This is a genomic window from Rhodococcus sp. 05-2255-3B1, from assembly GCF_002258545.1.
GTDB lineage: Bacteria > Actinomycetota > Actinomycetes > Mycobacteriales > Mycobacteriaceae > Rhodococcoides.
Genome location: NZ_NOZC01000021.1, coordinates 61,125 through 84,640 on the forward strand (window position 1 = coordinate 61,125; position 23,516 = coordinate 84,640).

19 protein-coding genes are annotated in these 23,516 nt (G+C 65.2%); 5 read left to right on the forward strand and 14 right to left on the reverse strand.

Going from position 1 to position 23,516, the window contains the following annotated elements; all coding sequences use genetic code 11:
• The first annotated feature begins 2 nt into the window (after positions 1–2).
• The gene (locus tag CH249_RS12850; RefSeq protein WP_094682274.1) at positions 3–1,433 is read left to right on the forward strand and encodes an RNB domain-containing ribonuclease; all 1,431 of its coding nucleotides are present in this window, start codon (positions 3–5) and stop codon (positions 1,431–1,433) included.
• Here CH249_RS12850 and pip read toward each other — a convergent pair.
• The 4 genes from pip to CH249_RS12870 all read right to left on the reverse strand — a co-directional run bounded on the left by pip (position 1,423) and on the right by CH249_RS12870 (position 5,572).
• Entirely contained in the window at positions 1,423–2,379 is a 957-nt protein-coding gene (gene pip, locus CH249_RS12855) for a prolyl aminopeptidase (protein WP_045194847.1), read from the reverse strand. The two genes, CH249_RS12850 and pip, sit on opposite strands and share 11 nt — an antisense overlap.
• A 1-nt stretch (position 2,380) precedes the next feature.
• Positions 2,381–2,830 carry a hypothetical protein gene (locus CH249_RS12860; RefSeq protein WP_094682275.1) on the reverse strand — a complete coding sequence of 150 codons (450 nt, stop codon included), beginning with the start codon at positions 2,828–2,830 and terminating at the stop codon, positions 2,381–2,383.
• Between the two features lie 41 nt (positions 2,831–2,871).
• On the reverse strand, positions 2,872–3,723 hold the full coding sequence (panB, locus tag CH249_RS12865; RefSeq protein ID WP_094682276.1) for a 3-methyl-2-oxobutanoate hydroxymethyltransferase: 852 nt from the start codon (positions 3,721–3,723) through the stop codon (positions 2,872–2,874).
• Between the two features lie 118 nt (positions 3,724–3,841).
• A complete protein-coding gene (locus tag CH249_RS12870; RefSeq protein WP_094682320.1) occupies positions 3,842–5,572 on the reverse strand; it encodes an NAD+ synthase in 1,731 nt (576 codons plus the stop codon).
• Between the two features lie 80 nt (positions 5,573–5,652).
• Here CH249_RS12870 and CH249_RS12875 point away from each other — a divergent pair, with 80 nt between their 5' ends.
• From CH249_RS12875 to CH249_RS12885, 3 genes are all read left to right on the forward strand, one after another.
• Complete coding sequence (locus CH249_RS12875; protein WP_094682277.1) at positions 5,653–7,221, forward strand: alpha/beta hydrolase; 1,569 nt, start codon at positions 5,653–5,655, stop codon at positions 7,219–7,221.
• Positions 7,222–7,323: 102 nt separating this feature from the next.
• Positions 7,324–8,664 carry a type I glutamate--ammonia ligase gene (glnA, locus tag CH249_RS12880; RefSeq protein ID WP_032379097.1) on the forward strand — a complete coding sequence of 447 codons (1,341 nt, stop codon included), beginning with the start codon at positions 7,324–7,326 and terminating at the stop codon, positions 8,662–8,664.
• Between the two features lie 127 nt (positions 8,665–8,791).
• Positions 8,792–11,839, forward strand: a complete 3,048-nt coding sequence (locus CH249_RS12885; protein ID WP_032394433.1) for a bifunctional [glutamine synthetase] adenylyltransferase/[glutamine synthetase]-adenylyl-L-tyrosine phosphorylase — start codon at positions 8,792–8,794, stop codon at positions 11,837–11,839.
• Between the two features lie 3 nt (positions 11,840–11,842).
• Here CH249_RS12885 and CH249_RS12890 read toward each other — a convergent pair whose 3' ends face one another.
• The 5 genes from CH249_RS12890 to glnA (CH249_RS12910) form a co-directional block, all read right to left on the reverse strand.
• Positions 11,843–12,826 (reverse strand): glycine betaine ABC transporter substrate-binding protein, encoded by a 984-nt coding sequence (locus CH249_RS12890; RefSeq protein WP_094682278.1) that lies wholly within the window; start codon positions 12,824–12,826, stop codon positions 11,843–11,845.
• Positions 12,826–13,611 carry an ABC transporter permease gene (locus tag CH249_RS12895; RefSeq protein WP_045194854.1) on the reverse strand — a complete coding sequence of 262 codons (786 nt, stop codon included), beginning with the start codon at positions 13,609–13,611 and terminating at the stop codon, positions 12,826–12,828. Before CH249_RS12895 ends, CH249_RS12890 begins: the two co-directional genes overlap by 1 nt.
• Positions 13,608–14,804 (reverse strand): ABC transporter ATP-binding protein, encoded by a 1,197-nt coding sequence (locus tag CH249_RS12900; RefSeq protein ID WP_032394431.1) that lies wholly within the window; start codon positions 14,802–14,804, stop codon positions 13,608–13,610. The genes CH249_RS12895 and CH249_RS12900 overlap by 4 nt, the downstream gene beginning before the upstream one ends.
• The gene (locus CH249_RS12905; protein ID WP_032394430.1) at positions 14,797–15,447 is read right to left on the reverse strand and encodes an ABC transporter permease; all 651 of its coding nucleotides are present in this window, start codon (positions 15,445–15,447) and stop codon (positions 14,797–14,799) included. Before CH249_RS12905 ends, CH249_RS12900 begins: the two co-directional genes overlap by 8 nt.
• Positions 15,448–15,624: 177 nt before the next feature.
• Positions 15,625–17,061, reverse strand: a complete 1,437-nt coding sequence (glnA, locus tag CH249_RS12910) for a type I glutamate--ammonia ligase (protein WP_032368128.1) — start codon at positions 17,059–17,061, stop codon at positions 15,625–15,627.
• 167 nt (positions 17,062–17,228) lie between these two features.
• Here glnA (CH249_RS12910) and CH249_RS12915 point away from each other — a divergent pair, with 167 nt between their 5' ends.
• The gene (locus tag CH249_RS12915; RefSeq protein ID WP_032394429.1) at positions 17,229–17,693 is read left to right on the forward strand and encodes an RDD family protein; all 465 of its coding nucleotides are present in this window, start codon (positions 17,229–17,231) and stop codon (positions 17,691–17,693) included.
• A gap of 39 nt (positions 17,694–17,732) precedes the next feature.
• Here CH249_RS12915 and CH249_RS12920 read toward each other — a convergent pair whose 3' ends face one another.
• The 5 genes from CH249_RS12920 to sucB form a co-directional block, all read right to left on the reverse strand.
• Positions 17,733–18,488, reverse strand: a complete 756-nt coding sequence (locus tag CH249_RS12920) for a DUF4191 domain-containing protein (RefSeq protein WP_032394428.1) — start codon at positions 18,486–18,488, stop codon at positions 17,733–17,735.
• 61 nt (positions 18,489–18,549) lie between these two features.
• Positions 18,550–19,563, reverse strand: coding sequence for a lipoyl synthase (gene lipA, locus CH249_RS12925; RefSeq protein ID WP_179273238.1), 1,014 nt, complete (start codon positions 19,561–19,563; stop codon positions 18,550–18,552).
• Between the two features lie 10 nt (positions 19,564–19,573).
• Positions 19,574–20,359, reverse strand: coding sequence for a lipoyl(octanoyl) transferase LipB (gene lipB / locus CH249_RS12930; protein WP_032394426.1), 786 nt, complete (start codon positions 20,357–20,359; stop codon positions 19,574–19,576).
• A gap of 21 nt (positions 20,360–20,380) precedes the next feature.
• The gene (locus CH249_RS12935) at positions 20,381–21,271 is read right to left on the reverse strand and encodes a TIGR01777 family oxidoreductase (protein ID WP_094682280.1); all 891 of its coding nucleotides are present in this window, start codon (positions 21,269–21,271) and stop codon (positions 20,381–20,383) included.
• A 149-nt stretch (positions 21,272–21,420) separates the two neighbouring features.
• Positions 21,421–23,196 (reverse strand): 2-oxoglutarate dehydrogenase, E2 component, dihydrolipoamide succinyltransferase, encoded by a 1,776-nt coding sequence (gene sucB, locus CH249_RS12940; protein WP_032394424.1) that lies wholly within the window; start codon positions 23,194–23,196, stop codon positions 21,421–21,423.
• Positions 23,197–23,516 lie beyond the last annotated feature (320 nt).

A 23,516-nucleotide genomic window follows, 5' to 3' on the forward strand; every position in this document is an offset into this window, starting at 1 on the left:
CGGTGCTGCTCACCCGGCTGAGGGCCCCGGGCTTCGACTTCGAGGCCATCAGATCCGAGTTCGCACTGAACGAAGCGTTCGACGCAGACGTGATGCGCGAGGCGGTCGAAGCCCGAGACCTGCACGCCGACAGCAGAATCGACCGCACCGACATCCCGTTCGTCACCATCGACCCGCCCGGCTCGAAGGACCTCGACCAAGCCGTACACATCGAGAAGACGTCCAACGGATTGGTGGTGCACTACGCAATCGCCGACGTGGGCGCACTGGTGACGCCCGGGGGAGCGCTCGACACCGAAACCCGTCGACGCGGTCAGACGTTCTACCTTCCCGACGGATCCGTACCGTTGCATCCACGAGAGCTGTCGGAGGGCTCGGGCAGCCTGCTCGAGGGCCAGACGCGTTGCGCCGCGCTATGGACCATCGAACTCGACGACGTCGGCGAGGCGGCCGCGTGGACCGTCACCCGCGCGCTCGTTCGATCGACCGCCCGGCTCGATTACGCCGCAGTGCAGGCCGATGTGGACGCGGGGACACCGCATCCGTCCATCGCAGCGTTGGCCGAATTCGGGGCCCAGCGCGCAGCTGCAGCGAGACGGCGCGGAGCCGTCGACATCACCCTGCCCGAGCAGGAAGTGGTGCCGGACGGGCGAGGCTGGCGCATCGTCCTGCAACCACGCACCGCAGTGGACGGGTGGAACGCCGAAATATCGCTGCTGACGGGAATGTGCGCCGCCAGAATCATGCTCGACGCCGGAATCGGTATCGTGCGCACCCTCCCGCCTGCCTCGTCCGAATCCGTGGACACACTGAAGAAGACGGCAGCAGCCCTCGGGATCGACTGGCCCGCAGGCGCATCCTCCGGGTCTGTGCTGGCGGGTCTGCCCACCGACGAGCCGTCGACACTGGCGATGATGACCCAGGCGACCGGTTTGCTGCGCGGTGCGGACTACCTCGCGTTCGACCGCACGACGAACCCTGTGGACAGTGATACATCGGTCGAGCATTCGGGAATCGGCGCGCCGTACGCGCACGTGACGGCACCACTGCGGCGGCTGTCCGATCGCTTCGCCACCGAGGTGTGCCTGGCCGTCGTGGCCGAAGTGCCGGTACCGGACTGGGCGGCGCAGGCGCTGCCGGAGTTGCCCGCCATCATGCGCGGATCGGATTCCGCGGCGTCGAAGGTGGACCGCGCTTGCATCGACCTCACCGAGGCGCACGTACTGAAAAACAGAGTGGGCGAGCATTTCTCGGCCGTCGTGCTGCGCGGTGCCGAGGGGAAGCGGGACGCCGAGGTGTTGGTGTCGCAGCCGATAGTTCTCGGCAAGTGCGACGGAGAACCGCCCGCAGGGGAGTCGGTGAAGGTCCGGTTGACCCGGGCCGACACCGACTCGCGCACAGTCCGGTTCGACTACCCGGCCGTCACTGCCTGAAACGATCCGTCGCCTCGACGAGGTGATGCACGATGCCGGGTTCGGCTGCAGAGTGCCCGGCGTCGTCGACGATCACCAGATCTGCCGAGGGCCAGGCCTTGTGCAGCGCCCACGCGCTCGTCGCCGGGCACACGACGTCGTAGCGGCCCTGCACGATGACACCCGGAATGCCGTCGAGCAAGTGGGCATCACGTAGCAGTTGATTCTCTTCGAGAAAGCAGTTGTTACGGAAGTAGTGGTTCTCGATACCGGCAAATGCCAGGGCGAACCGCGGGTCCGAGTTGTCTTGCACTGCATCCGATTTCGGCAACAGGTAACTCGTCGCCGCCTCCCAGGTGGACCACGCCACCGCGGCTTTCGTAGCGGCCTCGCGGTCGTCGGACGTCAACTGCCGGTGGTATGCCTCGACGAGATTGCCGCCGCGCTCGTCCTCCGGAACAGGTTCGAGAAACTTCTCCCACAGATCGGGGAAGATGTGGCCTGCCCCGCCGCCGTAGTACCAGTCGATCTCCGACGGCCGCACCAGGAAAATCCCCCGCAGAATCAGTCCTCGCACGCGATCCCGGTGCGACTGTGCGTACGCCAGCGACAGCGTCGAGCCCCAGGAACCGCCGAACACCAACCACGTGTCGATGCTCAGATGTTCCCGCAGCTTCTCCATGTCCGAGATCAGCCGGTCGGTGCTGTTGACCGACAGATCGGCGCCGTCGGCGATGTGCGGGGTCGACTGCCCGCAGCCCCGCTGATCGAACAACACGATTCGATAGGCCTGCGGGTCGAAATACCGCCGTTGCAACGGATTGGTGGCCCCGCCGGGACCGCCGTGTACGAATACCACCGGAGCGCCGTCGGGATTACCGGAGACTTCCCAGTAGATCTGTTGTCCGTCGCCGACATCGAGGTGTCCGGTGTCGACAGGATCGATCTCGGGGTACAGAGAACGCATCCTAGAAGCCCACCAGACCGGATGCGAGGTCCGGAATGTCCAGCGAGCGGATGGCCTCGTCCCGCACGTCCGAGCACGTCTCCGTCGTGATGTCGTCGACGATCGCTCGGTTCTGCACCACCTGCAGGTTGATGACGCCGCTCTGCGCCGCCCAGGTCTGCACCAGGATGTTGAGCCCGCCCCGGCCGAGCGTCGGCCCCTGGACGCGCCAATTGGACAGCTGCGCCTCGAGATCGGTGCACAGCTGTTGCTTCTGGGCATCGGTGATCACTGCTTCCGCCGGCGGTGCGCTGACCGTGGTGGTCGGCACGACAGTCGTCGTCGACGACGACGAACCAGTGTTGGTCGTCTCCGTGCTGCACGCACCGATCAGCGTGAGGAGCGCAGCCGCGCCGACTACTGCGACTGCGCTTCTCCGTGCCTCGAAGGTCGAACCCCGTCTGAGTTTCATGGTCCGAGTGTGCCATCCGCACCCGACGGAGACGGTAACGATCAGTAGCTGTGTTCGGGCCCGGGGAAGACCCCCGACTGCACCTCGGACAGGTACGTCGTTGCCGCGGTCCGCAAGGAATCGCCGACGTCGGCGAACTTCTTCACGAACTTCGCGGTCTTACCGTTGGTGTATCCGGCCATGTCCTGCCACACCAGAACCTGCGCGTCGCATTCGTTGCCCGCACCGATGCCGACCGTGGGAATGGTCAGCTTGCGGGTGACCTGGCCGGCGATGTCGGCGGGAACCATCTCCATGACGACGGCGAATGCTCCCGCTTCCTGGACTGCGATGGCGTCGGCCACCAGCTGCTCGGACGCGTCTCCGCGACCCTGAACGCGGAAGCCACCGAGGGTGTTGACACTCTGCGGGGTGAAGCCGACGTGGGCCATCACCGGGATGCCCGCGGCAGTGATCGCGGCGATCTGGCCGGCCACGCGCTCGCCGCCTTCGAGCTTGACTGCGCCCGCGAGACCTTCCTTCATGAACCGGACAGCGGTTTCCAGTGCCTGCTGCGGCGAGGCCTCGTAGGTGCCGAAGGGCAGATCTGCGACGACGAGGGCGTGCGGTGCGCCGCGGACCACCCCGCGGACCAGCGGAAGGAGCTCGTCGACGGTGATCGGCACGGTGGTGTCGTAGCCGTAGACGACGTTTGCCGCCGAGTCGCCGACGAGGAGAACCGGAACTCCGGCTTCCTCGAAGATGCGGGCACTGGAGTAGTCGTAGGCGGTGAGCATTCCCCAGCGCTCACCGTCGGCCTTCATCTGCAGAAGGTGGTGGGTGCGGGTCTTGCGGGTCAGCGCGGTGGAGGGTGCTTCCTGAGCGGATCCGCCGTACACAGCAGTTTCGGACATCTTTGTCCCTTTCTGGTCCTCGAGGCCCGCTCGGCGGGTCCCCGGGATGGGGTGTGATGACGTGGGCAAGTCTGCCACTGCTCACGACCTGCCGGACCGCTACCGGCAGTGCAATTGGTCACACCCCGCCGCGCGCCGCGTAGTCCCGCCAGCCGTTGGTGATCGGCATGCGGCGGTCACGTCCGAACGCACGAGAGGTGACCTTGGTGCCGATCGGATACTGACGCCGCTTGTATTCCGACGCGTCGACCTTGCGCAGGATGTCCGCGACCACCGCGGCCTCGAATCCGGCCGCCACGATGTCCTCGAAGCCCTGGTCGTGGTCGACGTACCTGAACAGGATGGCGTCGAGCTCGTCGTAATCGGGCAACGAGTCGGTGTCGAGTTGCCCCGGCCTGAGCTCTGCGGACGGCGGCTTGTCGATGCTCGACTCGGGGATCGGAGGAATGTCCCCACGGTCGGCCGCGGACTTGTTTCGCCACCGCGCCAGATCCCACACGAGCGACTTCGGCACGTCCTTGATCGGCGCGAAGCCGCCGACGGCATCCCCGTAGATCGTCGAATAGCCAACGGCCAGTTCGGATTTGTTGCCGGTGGCCAACACCAGATGGCCGAAGCTGTTCGACAGTGCCATCAGCACCATGCCCCGGCACCGCGCCTGGATGTTCTCCTCGGCGAGCCCGGTCAGATGCAGCTGGTCGACGTAGCGGGCGACCATGTCGGCAATCGGCTCGACGCGGAAATGAACACCCGTGCGCGACGCGAAATCCTCTGCGTCGGTGCGAGAGTGAGTCGACGAGTACGTCGAGGGCATCGACACTGCGTGTACCGCATCGTGGCCCAGGGCGTCGACGGCGATCGCGGCGACCACCGCCGAATCGATACCGCCGGACGATCCGAGAGCCACCGAACGAAAACCGTTCTTGTGCACGTAGTCTCGTAGACCCGTCACCAGTGCGCCCCACACCTGTTCCTCGGTGCTCACGATCTCTGCGAGGAACGGCTCGGCTCGCTGCCAGCCGGTGACCGCCACGTCGGGGAGCGTGACCCGATCGATGGTCCAGCCGGGTACCTCGGCGGCATCCGGATGTGGTGCCGTCGGAGCATCGACGTCGACGATCAGCAGATGCTCGACGAATTGCGGGGAGCGACCCCAGGTGGAGCCGTCCGGACCGACGACGAAACTCGCCCCGTCGAACACCAACTCGTCCTGGCCGCCGACGACGTTGACGTAGGCGATCGGAGCGCCGATCTCGGTGGCCCGTCGCAGGGCGATGGAGCGACGCACCTCGTCCTTCCCCTGCTCGAAGGGGCTGGCGTTGAGGCAGAGCAGCATGTCCACCCCGGCCGCGGCATAGGCGGGCACGGACCCGCCCGGTTGCCAGATGTCCTCGCAGACAACGACGCCGAGCCGCAGGCCGTTCACCGTCGTGATGCTCAGGCCGGATCCCGGAGCGAAGTAGCGTGCCTCGTCGAACACTCGGTAGGTGGGGAGCGAGTGCTTGTCGTACCGAGTCGTCACCCGTCCGTCGGTGATCACTGCCGCGCTGTTCCGCGAGCCCTCGGCGTCGCGATCGAGGTAGCCGACCACGACGATGCGATCGCCACACCCGGCAGCGTCGAGGGCTGTCGCCAACTCGGTGAGGCAGTGCGCCGACGCTGCGGCGAACGACGGTCGCAGAGCCAGATCCTCGACGGGGTATCCCGTCAGCGCCATCTCGGGAAACACCACCACGTTGGCACCGTCGTGAGCTGCGCGGACCGTCCACTCGACGATCGCTGCGGAATTCGCTGCAAGATCGCCGACCACGGAGTTGATCTGGGCGAGGGCGAGTCGAAGTGCCTGCACGGCGTCCACGCTAGTGCTCGCACGACGTCCCCGCCGGGCAGCGGGAGCGGAGGGTCCGAAAGACCTGGCACGATCGTGCCATGAGAACGCGCACCAGGAGCACGGCCGTGGCACTGTCCACGGTCGCCGTGTTGGCCGTCGGCTGCTCCACGTCCGAGCCGACAGCCACTCCCGAGAACTCCGGTGCGTCGGACACCTCCTCATCGGCATCCGCCGTCGGCCCGATCCCCTCGGGGCTCGAAACGTTCTACACCCAAACGCTGGAGTGGGAAAGCTGCGACCGGTACAACACCGACGGCAGCGAACTGGGAAGTGCCGTCGAATGCGCGATGGTGACCGTGCCGTTGGACTACGCCGACCCCGAGGGCAGGACGATCGAGGTCGCCATCTCACGGACGAAGGCGACGGGCGAGAAGATCGGATCGGTACTGATGAACCCGGGCGGGCCCGGATCGTCGGGCCTCTACCTCGCCGGGCAGGCCGAAGGCACCGCCGTCGCCGATCGCTTCGACCGCATCGGCTTCGACCCACGCGGGATCGGAGCATCCGAGCCGGAGGTCCGTTGTCTGACGTCCGAGGAGGTCGACCAGGAGCGTCGCGAACCCGATGTGGACGTCAGCCCCGAAGGCATCGCGGCGACCGAGGCCGAACATCGGGACTACGCCGCGCAGTGTGTGGAGCGGACCGGGGCGGACGTGCTCGAGCACGTCGGCACCCGCGAGGTGGTGCGGGACATGGACGTCATCCGCGCAGTTCTGGGCGACGAGAAGCTGACCTACATCGGGTACTCCTACGGCACGCGAATCGGGACCGCGTACGCCGAGGAGTTCCCGTCGAACGTGCGCGCGATGGTGCTCGACGGTGCGCTCGATCCCGACCAGTCACCCGTCGACGAGGCCGTTGCCCAGGGGGCGGCATTCCAGACCGCGTTCGACGCTTTCGCCGCGGACTGCGCGCAGACCGAGACCTGCCCGCTCGGAACCGACCCGGCGCAGGCCGTCGCGCAGTTCCGGTCCTTGGTGGACCCACTGATCGACCGACCCGCCGACACGACCGATCCCCGTGGCCTCAGCTACGACGACGCGATCACCGGAGCCCAGCAAGCGCTGTACTCACAGCAGCTGTGGCGTCTGCTCCGGGCCGGGTTGAACGAATTGCGCGATGGTCGGGGCGACACGCTGCTCCGGCTCGCCGACACCTACTCCGGCCGGCTCGAGGACGGTAGCTACACCAACATCGACGACGCATTCAATGCGGTTCGTTGCGTCGACGGCCCACCGACCACCGATCGCGCAGCGGCCGACGAGGCGGACGCCCGGTTCCGTGCCGCCGCGCCGTACCTGGACGACGGTCGGGCGACGGGCAGCGCGCCACTGGACCTGTGCGCCTTCTGGCCGGTGCCGAACACGAGTGATCCGCACATCGTCGACGTCGAGGGACTGCCGACGCTGGTGGTCGTCTCGACGACCAACGACCCGGCCACGCCCTACCAGGCAGGTGTCGAGCTGGCGGCGCAGCTGCGTGCGGATCTGGTGACGTACGACGGTACGCAGCACACGGTCGCCTTCTCCGGTGTCGACTGCATCGACGAGCCTTTGGTGAACTACCTCGTCGAGCTGGTGCCGCCGGAGGACGGATTGCGGTGTTGACGTGCTAGCTCACGTCCCGCGAAGTGCGCAGAGAGTTTCACGAAGTGAGACCGAATTCACGATGTAACACAGATTTAACTCCGTTTGCTTACTCTCGCGTTCATGGATCGTCAAAAGGAATTCGTGCTCCGGACCCTCGAAGAGCGCGACATTCGTTTCGTCCGCCTCTGGTTCACCGACGTTCTCGGGTACCTCAAGTCGGTGGCCATCGCCCCCGCCGAGCTCGAAGGGGCTTTCGACGAGGGGATCGGTTTCGACGGTAGCGCCATCGAAGGATTCGCCCGCGTGTCCGAGGCCGACACCGTGGCCAAGCCCGATCCGTCGACGTTCCAGATTCTGCCGTGGTCCACCAGCAAGGGGCACCAGCACTCGGCGCGGATGTTCTGCGACATCGCCATGCCCGACGGCTCGCCGTCCTGGGCCGACTCACGCCACGTGCTGCGCCGCCAGCTCAGCAAGGCCGCAGACCTGGGATTCAGCTGCTACGTGCACCCCGAGATCGAATTCTTCCTGCTCAAGGACGCTCCGCAGGACGGCTCACCGCCGACCCCGGCCGACAACGGCGGCTACTTCGATCAGGCCGTACACGACTCGGCCCCGAACTTCCGCAGGCACGCCATCGACGCGCTCGAGTCGATGGGAATCTCGGTCGAGTTCAGCCACCACGAGGCCGCACCGGGCCAGCAGGAGATCGACCTGCGCTACGCCGACGCACTGTCGATGGCCGACAACATCATGACCTTCCGCTACGTGGTCAAGGAAGTCGCGATCGAAGAAGGCGTGCGCGCGACGTTCATGCCCAAGCCGTTCAGTGATCAGGCCGGCTCGGCGATGCACACGCACATGAGCCTGTTCGAGGGCGACGCCAACGCCTTCCACAACCCGGACGACCCGATGCAGCTCTCGGAGACCGGCAAGTCCTTCATCGCAGGCATCCTCGAACACGCCAACGAGATCAGCGCCGTGACCAACCAGTGGGTCAACTCCTACAAGCGGCTCGTGCGCGGCGGCGAGGCACCGACGGCGGCGTCGTGGGGACCGGCGAACCGCTCGGCACTGATCCGCGTGCCGATGTATACCCCGAACAAGGCATCCTCACGCCGAGTCGAGATCCGCAGCCCTGATTCGGCCTGCAACCCGTACCTCGCCTTCGCGGTTCTGCTGGCCGCCGGTCTGCGTGGAATCGAGAAGGGCTACACCCTGCCGCCCGAGGCCGAGGAAGACGTGTGGGCACTGACCTCCGCGGAACGTCGCGCCATGGGATACAAGGAACTGCCGGGCAATCTCGATCAGGCACTGAACGCGATGGAAGGCTCCGAACTGGTCGCCGAGGCACTGGGCGAGCACGTCTTCGACTTCTTCCTCCGCAACAAGCGTCGCGAGTGGGAGGAATACCGCAGCCACGTCACGCCGTACGAGTTGAAGGCCTACCTGGGTCTTTAACAGCACGGCGTCGTCATGGGCTACGTTCTAGTCGATCGTGAATGGTAGTTCCGATGCCGGCGCGGGCACCCTCGCGTCGCATTACTGACGACGGGGTAAAACTGTGGCACGCCGAGGTGGATTCTAGATGGTGCGTCCTCCTACTTCCAGATCCGTCGTTCCCGGACCGGGCCGACTCGGCCTGGTCGAAGAGACTGCGCCGTCCGATCTGCGCACTCTCGGTTGGACGGACGAGGACAGTCTCGAGCTGCTCTGGTCGCTCTCGCGTGCGCCCAATGCCGATCTCGCGCTCCGCACCCTCGTGCGGTTGTACGAGTTGCTCGGTTCCGGTTGGTCGGAGTTCGACACGGCGCTGCGCACGGACAAGGGATTCCGCGGGCGCATCCTCGGACTCGTCGGTGCCTCGAGTGCGCTCGCCGATCACCTCGTGGCCGACGACAGCACGTGGCGTCTGCTGCTGACCAAGGAAGGTCAGGGCACCGGGGTCTCGGCGAAGATCGAACTCCCCAGCAAGGCGACACTGGTCGCGGAACTCCTCGAGGTGGTCGGGGCAGAGCCCGAGACCGGACCCAATGCCGCGCCCGACCTGTACCGGGCGTCGATCACCGGACCGCCAGCCGTGATCGCCCTGCGCAAGAAGTACCGCGACCAGATCATGGTCCTGGCGGCGTACGACCTCGCCGCAACCGTCGAGAACGAACCCGTCCTGCCGTACACGGTGGTCGGATCGCAACTGTCCGACATGGCCGATGCAGCGCTCACTGCGGCACTCGCCGTCGCCGTCGCCACCGTGTGCCCCGACGCCCCGTGCCCCACGCGCTTGGCCGTCGTCGCGATGGGCAAATGCGGTGCGCGCGAACTCAATTACGTCTCCGACGTCGATGTCGTGTTCGTCGCCGAGCCTGCCGACTCGCAGGCGAGTCGCATCGCCGGCGAGATGATGCGCATCGGATCCTCGGCCTTCTTCGAGGTCGACGCGGCGCTGCGTCCCGAGGGCAAGCGCGGCGAGTTGGTCCGCACACTCGACTCGCACGTGGCCTACTACAAGCGCTGGGCCAAGACCTGGGAGTTCCAGGCGTTGCTCAAAGCACGCCCGATGACCGGCGACATCGCGCTCGGCAACGATTACGTCGACGCGGTCAACCCGATGGTGTGGTTGGCCAGCCAGCGCGAGGACTTCGTGCCCGAGGTGCGCGCGATGCGGCGTCGAGTCGAGGAGATGGTGCCGCCGGAGCTCCGCGAGCGCGAGATCAAACTCGGCCGCGGAAGCCTGCGGGATGTCGAATTCGCGGTCCAGCTCCTGCAATTGGTGCACGGTCGAACCGACGAGTCGCTGCGCGTACTCGGCACGACCGACGCACTGACCGCACTCACCGAGGGCGGCTACGTCGGACGTGACGACGCCGCGAATCTGACGGCCTCCTACGAGTTTCTTCGGCTGATCGAGCACCGCCTGCAGCTGCAGCGAATGCGACGCACGCACACCCTGCCTCCACAGGACGACGAGGAAGCCCTGCGGTGGCTGGCTCGTTCGGCGCACATGCGACCGGACGGCAACCGCGACTCCCTCGGGGTGCTGAACGCCGAGATCAAGCGCAACGCACAACGCATCAGACGGTTGCACGCCAAGCTCTTCTACCGGCCGCTGTTGGACTCGGTGGTCAAGTTCGACTCGGAGACAGTGCGGTTGACGCCGGACGCCGCGACGCGTCAGCTCGCAGCGCTCGGCTACGCGACTCCGCAGAACGCATTGGGCCACCTACGTGCGCTGGTCGGCTCGGGTACCCGCCGCGGTCAGATCCAGGCCGTGTTGCTGCCGACCCTGCTCGAATGGCTTGCCGACACACCCGATCCCGACGCCGGACTGCTCAACTACCGCAGGCTGTCGGAATCGGCGGGGGAGCAGACGTGGTTCCTGCGGGTGCTGCGCGACGAAGGCGCAGTGGCTCAGCGGCTCATGATCGTGCTCGGCTCCTCGGCGTACGTGCCGGATCTGCTGATCAAGGCCCCCGAGGTCATTCGGTTGTTCGCGGACGGACCCACCGGCCCTCGGCTGCTCGACGTCGAGCCGGAGGAGACGTACCGCGCGATCCTGTCGTCCTCGGCCAGATATGAGGACCCGGTTCGAGCGATCAACGCCGCCAGGGCTTTACGACGCCACGAACTGGCCCGGGTGGCCTCGGCCGACATTCTCGGCATGCTCGACGTACCTCAGGTGTGCCGCGCGCTGTCCTCGGTCTGGGCCGCAGTGATCAACGCAGCGCTCGCCGCTGCAGTGCGAGCCAGCGAGAAGGAACGCGGAGAACCTGCACCGGCAACTCTCGCCGTCATCGGTATGGGACGCTTGGGCGGCGGTGAGCTCGGCTACGGCAGCGACGCAGACGTGCTGTTCGTCTGCGAACCGGTGGACGGCGTCGACGAGACCGTTGCGGTCAAGTGGGCCAACACCATTGCCGACCGCATCCGCAAACTGCTCGGCGCGCCCAGCACCGATCCGCCGCTCGAGGTCGACACCGGTCTGCGGCCGGAAGGCCGCAACGGCCCGGTGGTGCGCACCCTGGCGTCCTACGCCGCGTACTACTCGCAGTGGGCTCAGGCATGGGAAGTGCAGGCTCTCCTGCGCGCACACCAAGTGGCCGGCGACCAGGATCTCGGCATCCGATTCCTGCTGATGGCCGACAAGGTGCGCTACCCCGAGGGCGGTGTGTCCGCCGATGCGGTCCGCGAGATTCGACGCATCAAGGCGCGCATCGATTCCGAGCGTCTGCCCAAGGGAGCCGACCCATCCACCCACACCAAGCTCGGACGTGGGGGACTGGCAGACATCGAGTGGACCGTTCAGCTGATTCAGCTCAGGTACGCGCACAAGGTCCTCGCGCTGCACAACACCTCGACCCTGCAGTCACTCGACGCCATCGGTGCGGCCGAGCTCATGAGCGAAACCGACGTCGAACTGCTCAGGGAAGCCTGGATCCTGGCGACGAAGGCACGCAACGCGCTGGTGCTGGTCCGCGGCAAGCCCACCGATCAGCTGCCGCGACCGGGAGCTGTGCTCTCCGCAGTCGCGCAGGTGGCGGGCTGGGAGAACGGTGACGCCGGAGCATTCCTCGACAACTACCTGCGCGTGACACGTCGAGCGAAGGCAGTGGTGGAGCGGACCTTCGGCGGAAGCTAGTCGCTAGTCGCTGCCGACGGTGACGAACCCCTGCTGAACCATCCAGTCCCGTGCGACGTCCGCGGGCTCGCGGCCGTCGATGTCGACCTGCTTGTTCAACTCGGAAATGGCCTCGTTGGTCAGCGCCGCCGAGATCGGGGCGGTCACCTCGGCGATCTCGGGGTACTGATCGGCGACCTCCTGACGGATGATGACGGTCGCGTTGTAGCGCGGGAAGAACGACTTGTCGTCTTCGAGCACGGTCAGATTCAGCCCCTTGATTCGGCCGTCGGTGGTGAACACCTCGCCGAATCGGCACTGCGAACCGTCCGCTGTCGCCTGATAGATGACGCCGGTCTGCAGGATCTGCACCGGGATGGCGTTGGCGTCGAAACCGTAGGTGGCGGCGAGGCCGGGGAGCCCGTCCTGGCGACTGTTGAACTCGGTTTCGACGCACAGAGCGGCAGCGGCTGGATCGCGGTTCACCAGAGCGGCGTAATCCGAGAGCGTGCTTACGCCGGTCTCCTGTGCTACCTGCTGATTCATGGCCAGGGCGTACGTGTTGTCCATCGGCGCCGGATTGACCCAGTCGATACCGTTGGCCTTGTCGGCGTCACGCACTGCTTCGAACTGTTCGGTGGCATCGGGAATGGGTGTCTCGTTGCCCAGGTAGTTGATCCACCCGGTTCCGGTGTACTCGTAGGCAAGGTCGACCTGGCCGCTCTGCATGGCCAGCCGGACGCTCTGCGAGCCGACGATATTGGTGAGGTCCCGAACGTCGGCACCGGCTGCACTGAGAGCGAATTCGAGGATGTAGCCGAGGATGATCTGCTCGGTGAAGTCCTTCGATCCGACGGTGAACTCGGCACCCTCCAGCCCGGGGAGCGGAGTGATGCTGCCGGCCTCGACCGACAACGGCATAGCGCCGCCGGACTGCAACCCGCACCCCGTCAGCGCGAGAGCAGTGGTGGCGCACAGCGCAGCGAGTCGTCGAGTGGTGCGTCGCATCAGCGGAGTCCTTTCGGTCCGAGGTAAGCCTCGGCGAGTGCGCCCAGCCAATCCACCAGCAGCGCGAGTGCGACCGCGAGAACGGCACCCACCACGAGAATGAGTGGCTGGTTGAGCTTGTAGCCGGTGTCGATCAGGACGCCGAGGCCACCCGCACCGACAAGGAAGCTCAGCGTCGCCGTGCCGACGGCGAGAACCAGAGAGGTACGCAGGCCTGCCAGTATGAACGGCACCGCAAGCGGAAACTCGATGCGGCGCAGAATTCCCATGTTCGACATGCCCTGACCACGAGCTGCATCGATGTAGGTCGGTTCGACGGTCTGGAAGCCCAACATCGTATTGCGCAGAACCGGGAGCAGCGAATAGAACGCGATAGGGAGCACGCCGGTCCAGAAGCCCGTTGCGCCCGTCCAGAGGAACAACAACACCAGAAGTCCGACGGCGGGCGCGGCCTGCCCGATGTTCGCGATACCGATGAACAGCGGCGCGGCCTTGCGATACCCGTTGCGAGTCAACAGAATTCCCAGCGGTACGGCGATGACGAGTACCAGCGTCGTAACCACGAAGGTGATCAGTACGTGCTCGAGAACCCGGGTGGAGATCGTGCTGATGTTGATCGTCTCGGCCTGTGTCGCGGTGAGATCTCGGGTCAACGCATAGACCAACAGAATTGCCACGATGAGCAGCACGACGGCCGGTTGGATGAGCAGACGAATTCGCTCTGCGCGTTTGGCTGCGCGCGCAACGTCCTTGGTCTCGTCGCCGGTATCGGCGAGGGTCGTCACGACGGTGTCCCGACGTCTGTGCGCGCCTCGTCGTGATCGTTGGCGTGCTGCGATCGCAGAGATTTGATGGTGTCGATCAGTACGTCGATCGTCACGGTGCCGACGTATTCGCCGCGATTACCGGTGACGGTGGCCGTCGCGTTGCCCTCGGAGAGCAGAGCTTCGAGTGCGTCCTGGAGGGTCGATTGCGTCGAGACCATCTCGCCCATCGGCACACCGACGTCGCGCAGGCTCCCGACTCCGACGAGGTGGCGTCGATCGGTCCACCGAAGCGGGCGCTTGCGCGAGTCGAGGATGATTCCCCACGCCTCGGGATCGGAGCCGAGTGCCGAGTTCATCGACTCCACCGAGTCGTCCTCGCCGAACACCGGCACATCGGACAACTCGATGTCGCGAACTCGCATCAGCGTCAGCTGCTTCAACGCGGCTCCGGCCCCGACGAATCCCGCGACGGTGTCGTCCGCGGGGTTGGCAAGGACGGCCTCGGGAGTGTCGTACTGGAGGATCGTGGACTGGTTCCCGAGTACCGCGATTCGGTCACCGAGCTTGACGGCCTCGTCGAAGTCGTGGGTCACGAAGACGATGGTCTTACCCAGCTCGGCTTGCAGGCGCATCAATTCGTCCTGCAACAGTCCTCGGGTGATCGGATCGACCGCGCCGAAGGGCTCGTCCATCAACAGCACCGGGGGATCGGCGGCCAGTGCGCGGGCGACGCCGACACGCTGCTGCTGGCCACCCGAGAGCTGACGCGGATAGCGCTCGCGATAGACCGCCGGATCGAGCCCGACGAGATCGAGCATCTCGTCGGTGCGATCGTTGATGCGTTTCTTGTCCCACCCGATGAGCCCGGGCACCATGCCGACGTTCTGCGCGATCGTCATGTGCGGAAACAGCCCGGCCTGCTGGATGGAATAACCGATGGTGCGGCGCAACTCGTTGGGGTCGATCGATAGCGCGTCCTTGCCACCGATGGTGATGCGGCCCGACGTCGGCTCGATGAGCCGGTTGATCATGCGCATCGTCGTCGTCTTGCCGCAGCCCGAGGGCCCGACCAACACGACGACCTCGCCGGCCGGAATCGTCATGGACACGTTGTCCACGGCCGCGAGCTTCTGCCCCGGGTAGCTCTTGGTGACGTTCTCGAGCACGATTTCCGCGCCGGAGACGTTCGATGTACGGGTCGAGTCACTCACGAATACCCCTCGAGGTGGTCAGTTTGCCGATCAACACGTAGATCCCGTCGAGGATCAACGCCAGCAGGACGATCAGGACAGTGCCGGTGAGGGCCTGCGGTAGCGCAGTGGGGCTACCGACTCGAGCGAGACCGGAGAAGAGCAGATTGCCCAGGCCCGGTCCTTTGGCGTATGCGGCGATGGCGAGAATGCCCATGGCCATCTGAGTGCTGATGCGCATTCCGGTGAGAATGGACGGCCAGGCGAGTGGGATCTCGATGCGCCGAAGCACCAGGGTGCGGCTCATGCCGATTCCGCGGGCGGCGTCGGAGACGGCGGGATCGACGGCCGCCAGGCCCACCACGGTGTTGCGGATGATCGGCAGCAGGGAATAAAGGACCAACGCGGTCACCGTGGGTCGAACGCCCAATCCCATGATGGGGATGAGGACACCCAGCAGCGCGAACGAGGGGATGGTCAGGATGGTGCTCGCGAGAGCCGTCGCGATCGCCGATCCAGCGGGGCTGCGGTAGACGAGAACTCCTATCGCGACGCCGATGACCGTCGCTATGACGACGCACTGCACGACGGCCGAGACGTGCAGATAGGAGTCGATCGCCAACTGTCTTCGCCGTCCGACGATGAATTCCCACAGTGCATCCATGCAGTTGTCGTCCTCTGTATCGCCGTGAGCGGATAAATACCTTTACCCTCCGTGCCAACTATCAAACGCCGACCAGTCCGGATTTTTTGCCGATCGGCAAGAGAATTCGGCGGCGAAGAACGCGAAACGCCCGGCCGAAAAGATTCGGCCGGGCGTTGTCGATGAGAAATCAGACGATCACACGTCGTAGTACAGCGAGAACTCGTACGGGTGCGGACGCAGGTTCACCGGAGCGATTTCCTGCTCACGCTTGAGCGAGATCCAGGTCTCGATCAGGTCGGTCGTGAACACGCCACCCTCGGTGAGGTAGTCGTGATCGGCCTCGAGACGGTCGATGACCGCGTTCAGCGAGGTAGGTGCCTGAGGGATGTTCTTGGCTTCCTCGGGCGGCAACTCGTAGAGGTCCTTGTCGACCGGTGCCATCGGCTCGATCTTGTTCTTGATTCCGTCCAGACCGGCCATCATCTGAGCGGCGAAGTTCAGGTACGGGTTACCCGAGGAGTCCGGCGCACGGAACTCGAGGCGCTTGGCCTTCGGGTTGTTGCCGGTGATCGGGATACGAACCGCGGCGGAGCGGTTGCGCTGGCTGTAGACCAAGTTGATGGGGGCTTCGTAGCCCGGCACCAGACGGTGGTACGAGTTGATCGTCGGGTTGGTGAACGCCAACAGCGACGGTGCGTGGTGCAGGATGCCGCCGATGTAGTGGCGCGCGAGATCCGACAGTCCGGCGTATCCGGCCTCGTCGTGGAAGAGAGGCTTGCCGTCCTTCCACAGCGACTGGTGCACGTGCATACCCGAGCCGTTGTCGCCGAAGAGCGGCTTCGGCATGAACGTTGCCGACTTGCCGTTCTGCCATGCGGTGTTCTTGACGATGTACTTGAACAGCTGCAGGTCGTCTGCCGCACGAAGCAGCGTGTTGAACTTGTAGTTGATCTCCTGCTGGCCGCCGGTGCCCACCTCGTGGTGCGCACGCTCGAGCTCGAAGCCGGCGTTCTGCAGGTTGGTGGAGATCTGGTCGCGCAGGTCGACGTAGTGGTCGTACGGAGCGACGGGGAAGTAGCCACCCTTGAAACGCACCTTGTACCCGAGGTTCGGGCTGCCGTCGGCCTCGGTCTCGGCTCCGGTGTTCCACCAACCCGAGGACGAATCGACCTCGTAGAACGCACCGTTCGCCTGCGAATCGAAGCGCACGGAATCGAAGATGTAGAACTCTGCCTCGGCACCGAAGTACGCGGTGTCTGCGATGCCGGTGCTGGCCAGGTACTCCTCGGCCTTACGGGCAACGTTGCGCGGGTCGCGGCTGTAGGCCTCACGCGTGAACGGATCGTGAACGAAGAAGTCGATGTTCAGCGTCTTGGCATTGCGGAAGGGATCGACCTGAGCGGTGGCGTAGTCCGGAAGCAGAATCATGTCGGACTCGTGGATCGACTGGAAGCCGCGGACCGACGAACCGTCGAACGCGAGGCCGTCCTCGAGCGTGTCTGCCGTGAACGCCTTGGCGGCGATCGAGAAGTGCTGCTGTGCACCCGGCAAATCCGTGAACCGGATGTCGACGTATTCGATTCCTTCATCTGCGATGAACTTGATGACCTCTTGGGCCGTGGAAAACGCCACGCTTTTGCTCCTTTGTTGAGTCCGTCAACCTGACGGTATGGACTTGGTGTTGCCCGCCCGTCAAGCTCGTGTTTCGCCCGTGTTACGCGTCCTGGCTCACGACTGGCACGGACAACAGTACGTCCAGGTGTTTTCCCGTGTGCCCGACCGCGCCTATCCTGGAAATCATGGCACGAATGACAGGGTCCTGGTTGTCCGGACCGGCCTCCGCGAACCCACGTGAACCCCAGAACTTCCGCGGGGAGGAGCTGGGCCTACCGCAGCAGGGTGTCGGCGCGTTGGCAGGTACCGGACGCCGGGTTCTCGCGTTGGTGCTCGATTGGACGATGGCCACCGGCGTGGCATCGCTCGTTCTCGGTGGATACACCACGAGCGGACTGATCTCGACGATCGTGCTGGCCGTGTGGTTCGGCGTCGGACTGGTGAGCGTCTCGCTGTTCTCGTTCACCCCGGGGCAATTCATCGCCGGTATCCAGGTGGCACGCATCGACGCACCCGCGCGGGTCGGCTTTGTGCGCGCGCTCGTTCGGCAGCTCATCCTGCTGTTCGTGGTGCCGGCCGTCGTCACCGACATGGACGGCCGGGGAATGCATGATCGTGCAACGGGAACAGCCCTGCTGCGAACCCGCTGAGGGTCTGCGCACCAGGGCTGTTCGAGCGGTCGTGAGTTGTCAGCGGCGCTTCATGGTCCGCTGAACGCCCTTCATCTTGGCTCCGCCGGGAATGGGTCCCTTCGGCATGGCAGGTCCACCCTTGGTGCCCAGAGCCGAGAGTCGCGACTCGATGGTGTCCATGCGCTTGCCGTCGATGTTCTTCGGCAACTTCGACAGGTACTTCTGCAGACCCGAGAGCGGAATCTGGTTCTCTTCGTTTCCGACGATGATGTCGTAGATCGGAGTGTCGCCCACCAGGCGGGCGGTCTTCTTCTTCTCCTGAGCCAACAGTGACTTCACGCGATGCGGTGCACCCTCGGCAACGAGAATGACACCGGGCTTGCCGATGACACGATGCACGGCGTCGAGGTGGGTGGTTCCGGCGATCGCATTGGTCACCCGCCACGACCCCTGCAGGTTGTCCAGCGCCCATGCAGCCGCGCCTGCCTGCCCGTCTGCCTTCTTGTACACCGACTTCTGCACACGGCGACCGAAGATGATGAACGCAACCAGGACGCCCAGGAGCAGTCCGATGGGGAGCAGGAACCACTGGAAACCGAAGGCCAGGCCGATGAGGAACCCGAGGAGTCCGAGCCCGACCACCGACCCGATCATCAGCGGAAGGAGTGCCTTGTCGTCCTTTCGCTGCATCTGAAACGCCTGCCAGAGCTGCTTGCGCCGTTCCCTCGATGCCTGCTTGCGCGCCGCTTTCGCAGCCGCCTTTGCTTCCTTGCTGGGCTTTGCTGCTTTGCCAGCCTTACTGCCGTTCGCCATACCTCACAGGATACGTGCTGTGCCGACGCTCACGTGCACCGCGCCGGGTTGGCAGAAAGGATCAGCGAGCCGCCAGACGCGCCATCAGCGAACTGGCCTCCTGAGAGGCTTCGCCACCGTCGGTCAGGTGACTCATGCTCTCGGGAAGTTCACGGCCGTGATGAGCCATGGCCTGCGCGTAGAGGCGTCCGGCGCGGTAGGAGGAGCGGACCAAGGGCCCGGCCAGCACACCCGCGAAACCGATTTCGGTTGCGTAATCGGAGTGCTCGACGAACTCCTCCGGCTTGACCCAACGCTCGACCGGATGGTGGCGCGGCGACGGGCGCAGGTACTGGGTGATGGTCAGGATGTCGCAACCGGCCTCGTGCAGGTCGCGAATGGCTTCCTGCACCTCTTCGGGCGTCTCACCCATGCCGAGGATCAGGTTGGACTTGGTGACAAGACCATCGTCGCGGGCCGCGGTGATGACGTCCATCGACCGCTGGTATCGGAACGCGGGACGGATGCGCTTGAAGATGCGCGGCACCGTCTCGACGTTGTGGGCCAGCACCTCGGGACGCGACGAGAACACCTCGGCCAACTGATCGGGCTTGGCGTTGAAATCCGGGATCAGAAGTTCGACGCCGGTGTTCGGATTGAGCTTCTTGATGTGTCGAACCGTTTCGGCGTACAGCCACGCGCCGCCGTCCTCGAGATCGTCCCGAGCCACGCCGGTGATCGTGGAGTAACGCAGACCCATGGCCTGCACGCTCTCGGCGACCCGGCGGGGCTCGTCACGATCGAGATCCTCCGGCTTGCCGGTGTCGATCTGACAGAAATCGCACCGGCGGGTGCATTGCTCACCGCCGATGAGGAAGGTCGCTTCGCGATCCTCCCAGCACTCGTAGATATTGGGGCAGCCGGCTTCCTCGCACACCGTGTGCAGACCTTCACGCTTCACAAGACCTTTGAGCTCGGTGTACTCCGGGCCCATCTTGGCTTTGGTCTTGATCCAATTGGGTTTGCGTTCGATGGGGGTCTCCGCGTTTCGGATCTCGAGGCGGAGCAGCTTGCGTCCTTCTGGGGCCACAGTCACAGAATTGATGCTACGCGCCGAAGCGAACCGTGGTGAACTGCGGGTTGACAGACGCGCCGTTCGGCGACGGATGCTCGATCTCGTGATCCTGTACGGACAACGATCCGTCCAGCGCAGCAAGAACGGCCTCGGTGACCGCAGCGATGACCTCGCCTGTGCCGACCTCTCGCCCGAGTTCCAGCGACAGCGACGTCACACCGGCATCGGCGATGCCACACGGCACGATCGCGTCGAAACCGGTCATGGCCGCGTTGCAGTTCAGTGAGAAGCCGTGCAGGGTGACCCCGCGTTGCACGCGGACCCCGATCGCAGCGATCTTGCGTTCGGGCAGCCACGTTCCGTCGCGGGTCTCGGCGGCGAGCCATACCCCGGATCTACCGTCCACGCGTCCGCAGGAAATACCGTAGGCAGACACCACGGAGATGAGCGCCTCTTCGATGCGACGTACGTATCTGACGACGTCGATGGGCTGCGCCAATTTGACGATGGGATAGCCCACCAATTGACCGGGGCCGTGCCAGGTGATCTTGCCGCCACGGTCCACCTCGACGACGGGCGTACCGTCTCGCGGCATGTCCTCCTCGGACGTGCGTCGACCCGCGGTGTAGACCGACGGATGTTCGAGCAGCAACAGGGTGTCGGACCCGATGTCGTCCGCCCGGGCACCGGCCAGTTCGCGCTGCAGTGCCCAGGCCTCGGTGTACTCGACGGTGCCCAACTCGCGCACCACGACCGGCTCGGTGCTCGCGCGCGCCGATACCGGAACCTGGACCGTGGGAGAGTTCGCGTCACTCATGAATCGAAACGGTACGCCGAGTCACTTACCGACAGCTACCCGCAGTGCCTCCCCGATCGTGTTGTGCTCGAAGGCGTACCCGGCGTCCTCCAATGCCTTCGGGATCGCCCTCGGCCCGGTCAGGATCGCCTCCTCGGCGAACTCTCCGATCACGGCCTTCAACGCGAAGCCGGGCACAACCCATGGGGCCGGTCGATGTACCGCTCGCGACATCGCACTGTTGAACTGGGCGTTGGTCACCGGAGTGGGGCCGACCATGTTGACCGGTCCCCGGAGTGCGTCGTTTTCGATGCCGTGCACGATGGCCCCGATCTCGTCCTCCAACGAAATCCACGGGAAATACTGACGGCCGCTGCCCAACCGCCCGCCGAGGGCGAACAGGTACAGCGGTCGAAGCTTGCCCAGCATGCCGCCGCGCTGCGACAGCACCACACCGCTGCGCAGAAGGATGGTTCGGACACCGGCCTCCGACGCCTTCGACGTTGCGTTCTCCCAGTCGCGACAGACCTCGGACAGAAATCCCTCACCGACCGGTGCGCTCTCGTCGACCACCCGGTCGCCGGTGTCGCCGTAGAAGTTGACGCCGCTGGCATTGATCAAGGTGGGGACCCCGGCGTCGGCCGCAGCCGCAGCGAGTACCTCGGTCGGGGCGATGCGACTGTCTCGTACCAACTGCTTGTATGCACCGGACCATCTCTTGTCGCCGATACCGACGCCGCAGAGGTTGACGATGGCGTCGGCACCGTCGAGCGTGGCCGCGTCGATGCTCCCGCGCGACGGATCCCACTGGGACTCGTCCGGTCCGGCAGGCGTGCGTCGAACGAGCCGGGTGACGTCGTGGCTACGACCCCGCAGTGCTGCGACGAGAGCGGTGCCGATCAATCCTGATGAACCTGCAATGACTACGCGCATGTGAACGAAAGCCTCCTTGACGCAAACGGGGCATCATTCGCGAACGAATGATGCCCCGGATGCACGGTTCGTGCCCCTCTTTTCGAGACTCCGATGCGAATGTTTCGCGCTCTCACCAGAATACGTGAGCGGCGCGATTCGCCGGTTGCCTACAGGCCGAGATCGGCCTCGAACGACGCAACTTCGAGACGCTGCTTGATCGTCGTGAGGAAGCGACCCGCATCGGCCCCGTCCACCAGACGGTGGTCGTACGTCAACGGCAGGTAGCACATCGAGCGAACACCGATCGACTCGTTGCCCGAGTCGTCCTTGACGACGACCGGACGCTTGACGATCGCTCCGGTGCCCAGCATGGCCGCCTGTGGCGGAACCAGGATCGGGGTGTCGAACAAAGCGCCCTGGCTGCCGATGTTGGTGATGGTGAACGTTCCACCGGACAGCTCGTCGGGCTTGAGTCCACCCGAGCGTGCACGAGTGGCGATGTCGTTGATCGCCCGAGCCAGTCCGGCGAGCGACAGGTCGCCCGCATTGTGGATGACGGGGGAGAGCAGACCCTGCTCGGTGTCCACGGCGATACCGAGGTGGACGTCGGCGTGGTAGGTGATCTCCTTGGCGTCCTCGTTGATGCTCGCGTTGACGTTGGGGTGTGCCTTGAGAGCCTCGACGACGGCCTTGGCGAAGAACGGCAGGTAAGTCAGGTTGACGCCCTCGTTCTCGGCGAACTTCGCCTTCGCCTTGGTACGCAGACCGGCGATCTTCGTCACGTCGACCTCGAAGGTCTGCGTCAGCTGTGCGGAAGTCTGCAGGGACTCACGCGTCTTCTTCGCGGTGATCTGACGAATCCGGTTGATCTTCTGCGTGGTTCCGCGAAGATGCGCGAGCTCGGGGCGAACACCAGCGGTCGCCGGGGCAGCGGGCTTCGATTCGGCGGCGGGCGCAGCAGCGGCGGCCGGAGCTGCCGGAGCCTTCTTGGCCTCGGCTGCGGCGAGCACGTCCTGCTTGCGGATGCGGCCACCGACACCGGTGCCCTTCACGGTCGACAGATCGACGTCGTTGTCCGACGCCAGCTTGCGCACCAGGGGAGTGACGTACGGGCTGGAATCACCCGACGGTGCCGACTCCTTGGCGGGAGCAGCCTTGGGCGCTTCCTGCTTGGGCTCCGGCTTCGGCTCGGCCTTCGGGGCTTCCTGCTTGGGAGCCTCCTTCTTCGGCTCTTCCTTCTTCGGCTCCTCGGCCTTCGGGGCCTCGGGCTCCGGGGTGGCCTCGGGCTCGGGGGCCTTCTCGGCGGGCGATCCCGAACCGATGACGGCGAGCTGGCCACCGACGGCGACCGTGTCGTCCTCCTCTGCGGAGATCTCGAGCAGAGTTCCGGCGACCGGAGACGGGATCTCGGTGTCGACCTTGTCGGTGGAGACCTCGAGCAGCGGCTCGTCGACAGCAACCTCGTCACCGACGGCCTTGAGCCATCGAGTCACGGTGCCTTCGGTGACGGACTCGCCCAGCTCGGGCATCGTGACCGGCGTGCCGGATCCGGACGAGTCGGACGATGCACTCGCTGCGGGTGCCTCCTCCTCGGCCTGCGGCTCGGGTTCGGCAGCGGGAGTGGGCTCCTCGGCAGCTTCCTCGGGCGCAGATTCCTCGGCGGGCGCGGAGTCCTCGGCCGGTGCGTCGGACGAGGGGGCCTCGCCTGCGTCACCGATCTGGGCGAGCTCGCCACCGATCTCGACGGTGTCGTCTTCCTGAGCGACGATCTTGGTCAGAACACCGGCTGCAGGCGACGGGATCTCGGTATCGACCTTGTCCGTGGAGACTTCGAGCAATGGCTCGTCGACTTCGACGGTGTCGCCTTCTTGTTTGAGCCACCTCGTGACAGTTCCCTCGGTGACGCTCTCACCAAGAGCTGGCATCTGGACGGAGAAGGCCATGTCTGTTGACTCCTCGACAGTTGTGTGCGGGTGATGTAGTTCGACGACTCGTGGTCGCAGACCATTGTGCTGGCGGAACAGGGTTCATGGACGAGAGTTGCGTGATTCGGTTCGACGGGGGCGCCGGTGCACACGGCACCGATCGAGCGTGCTCGGCTCGACACAGCGCCCACGTAGACACTCCCTCTCGGCAATTCACTTACTCACTTCACGAGCCTTGGTTCACTATCAAGAGAGCTGAACCCTCTAATGTCATCCTTCCATTGTTATCGCCTCGCCGTTCCCCTAGGGCGTGCAACACGCCTGGCAAACTGGCGGGT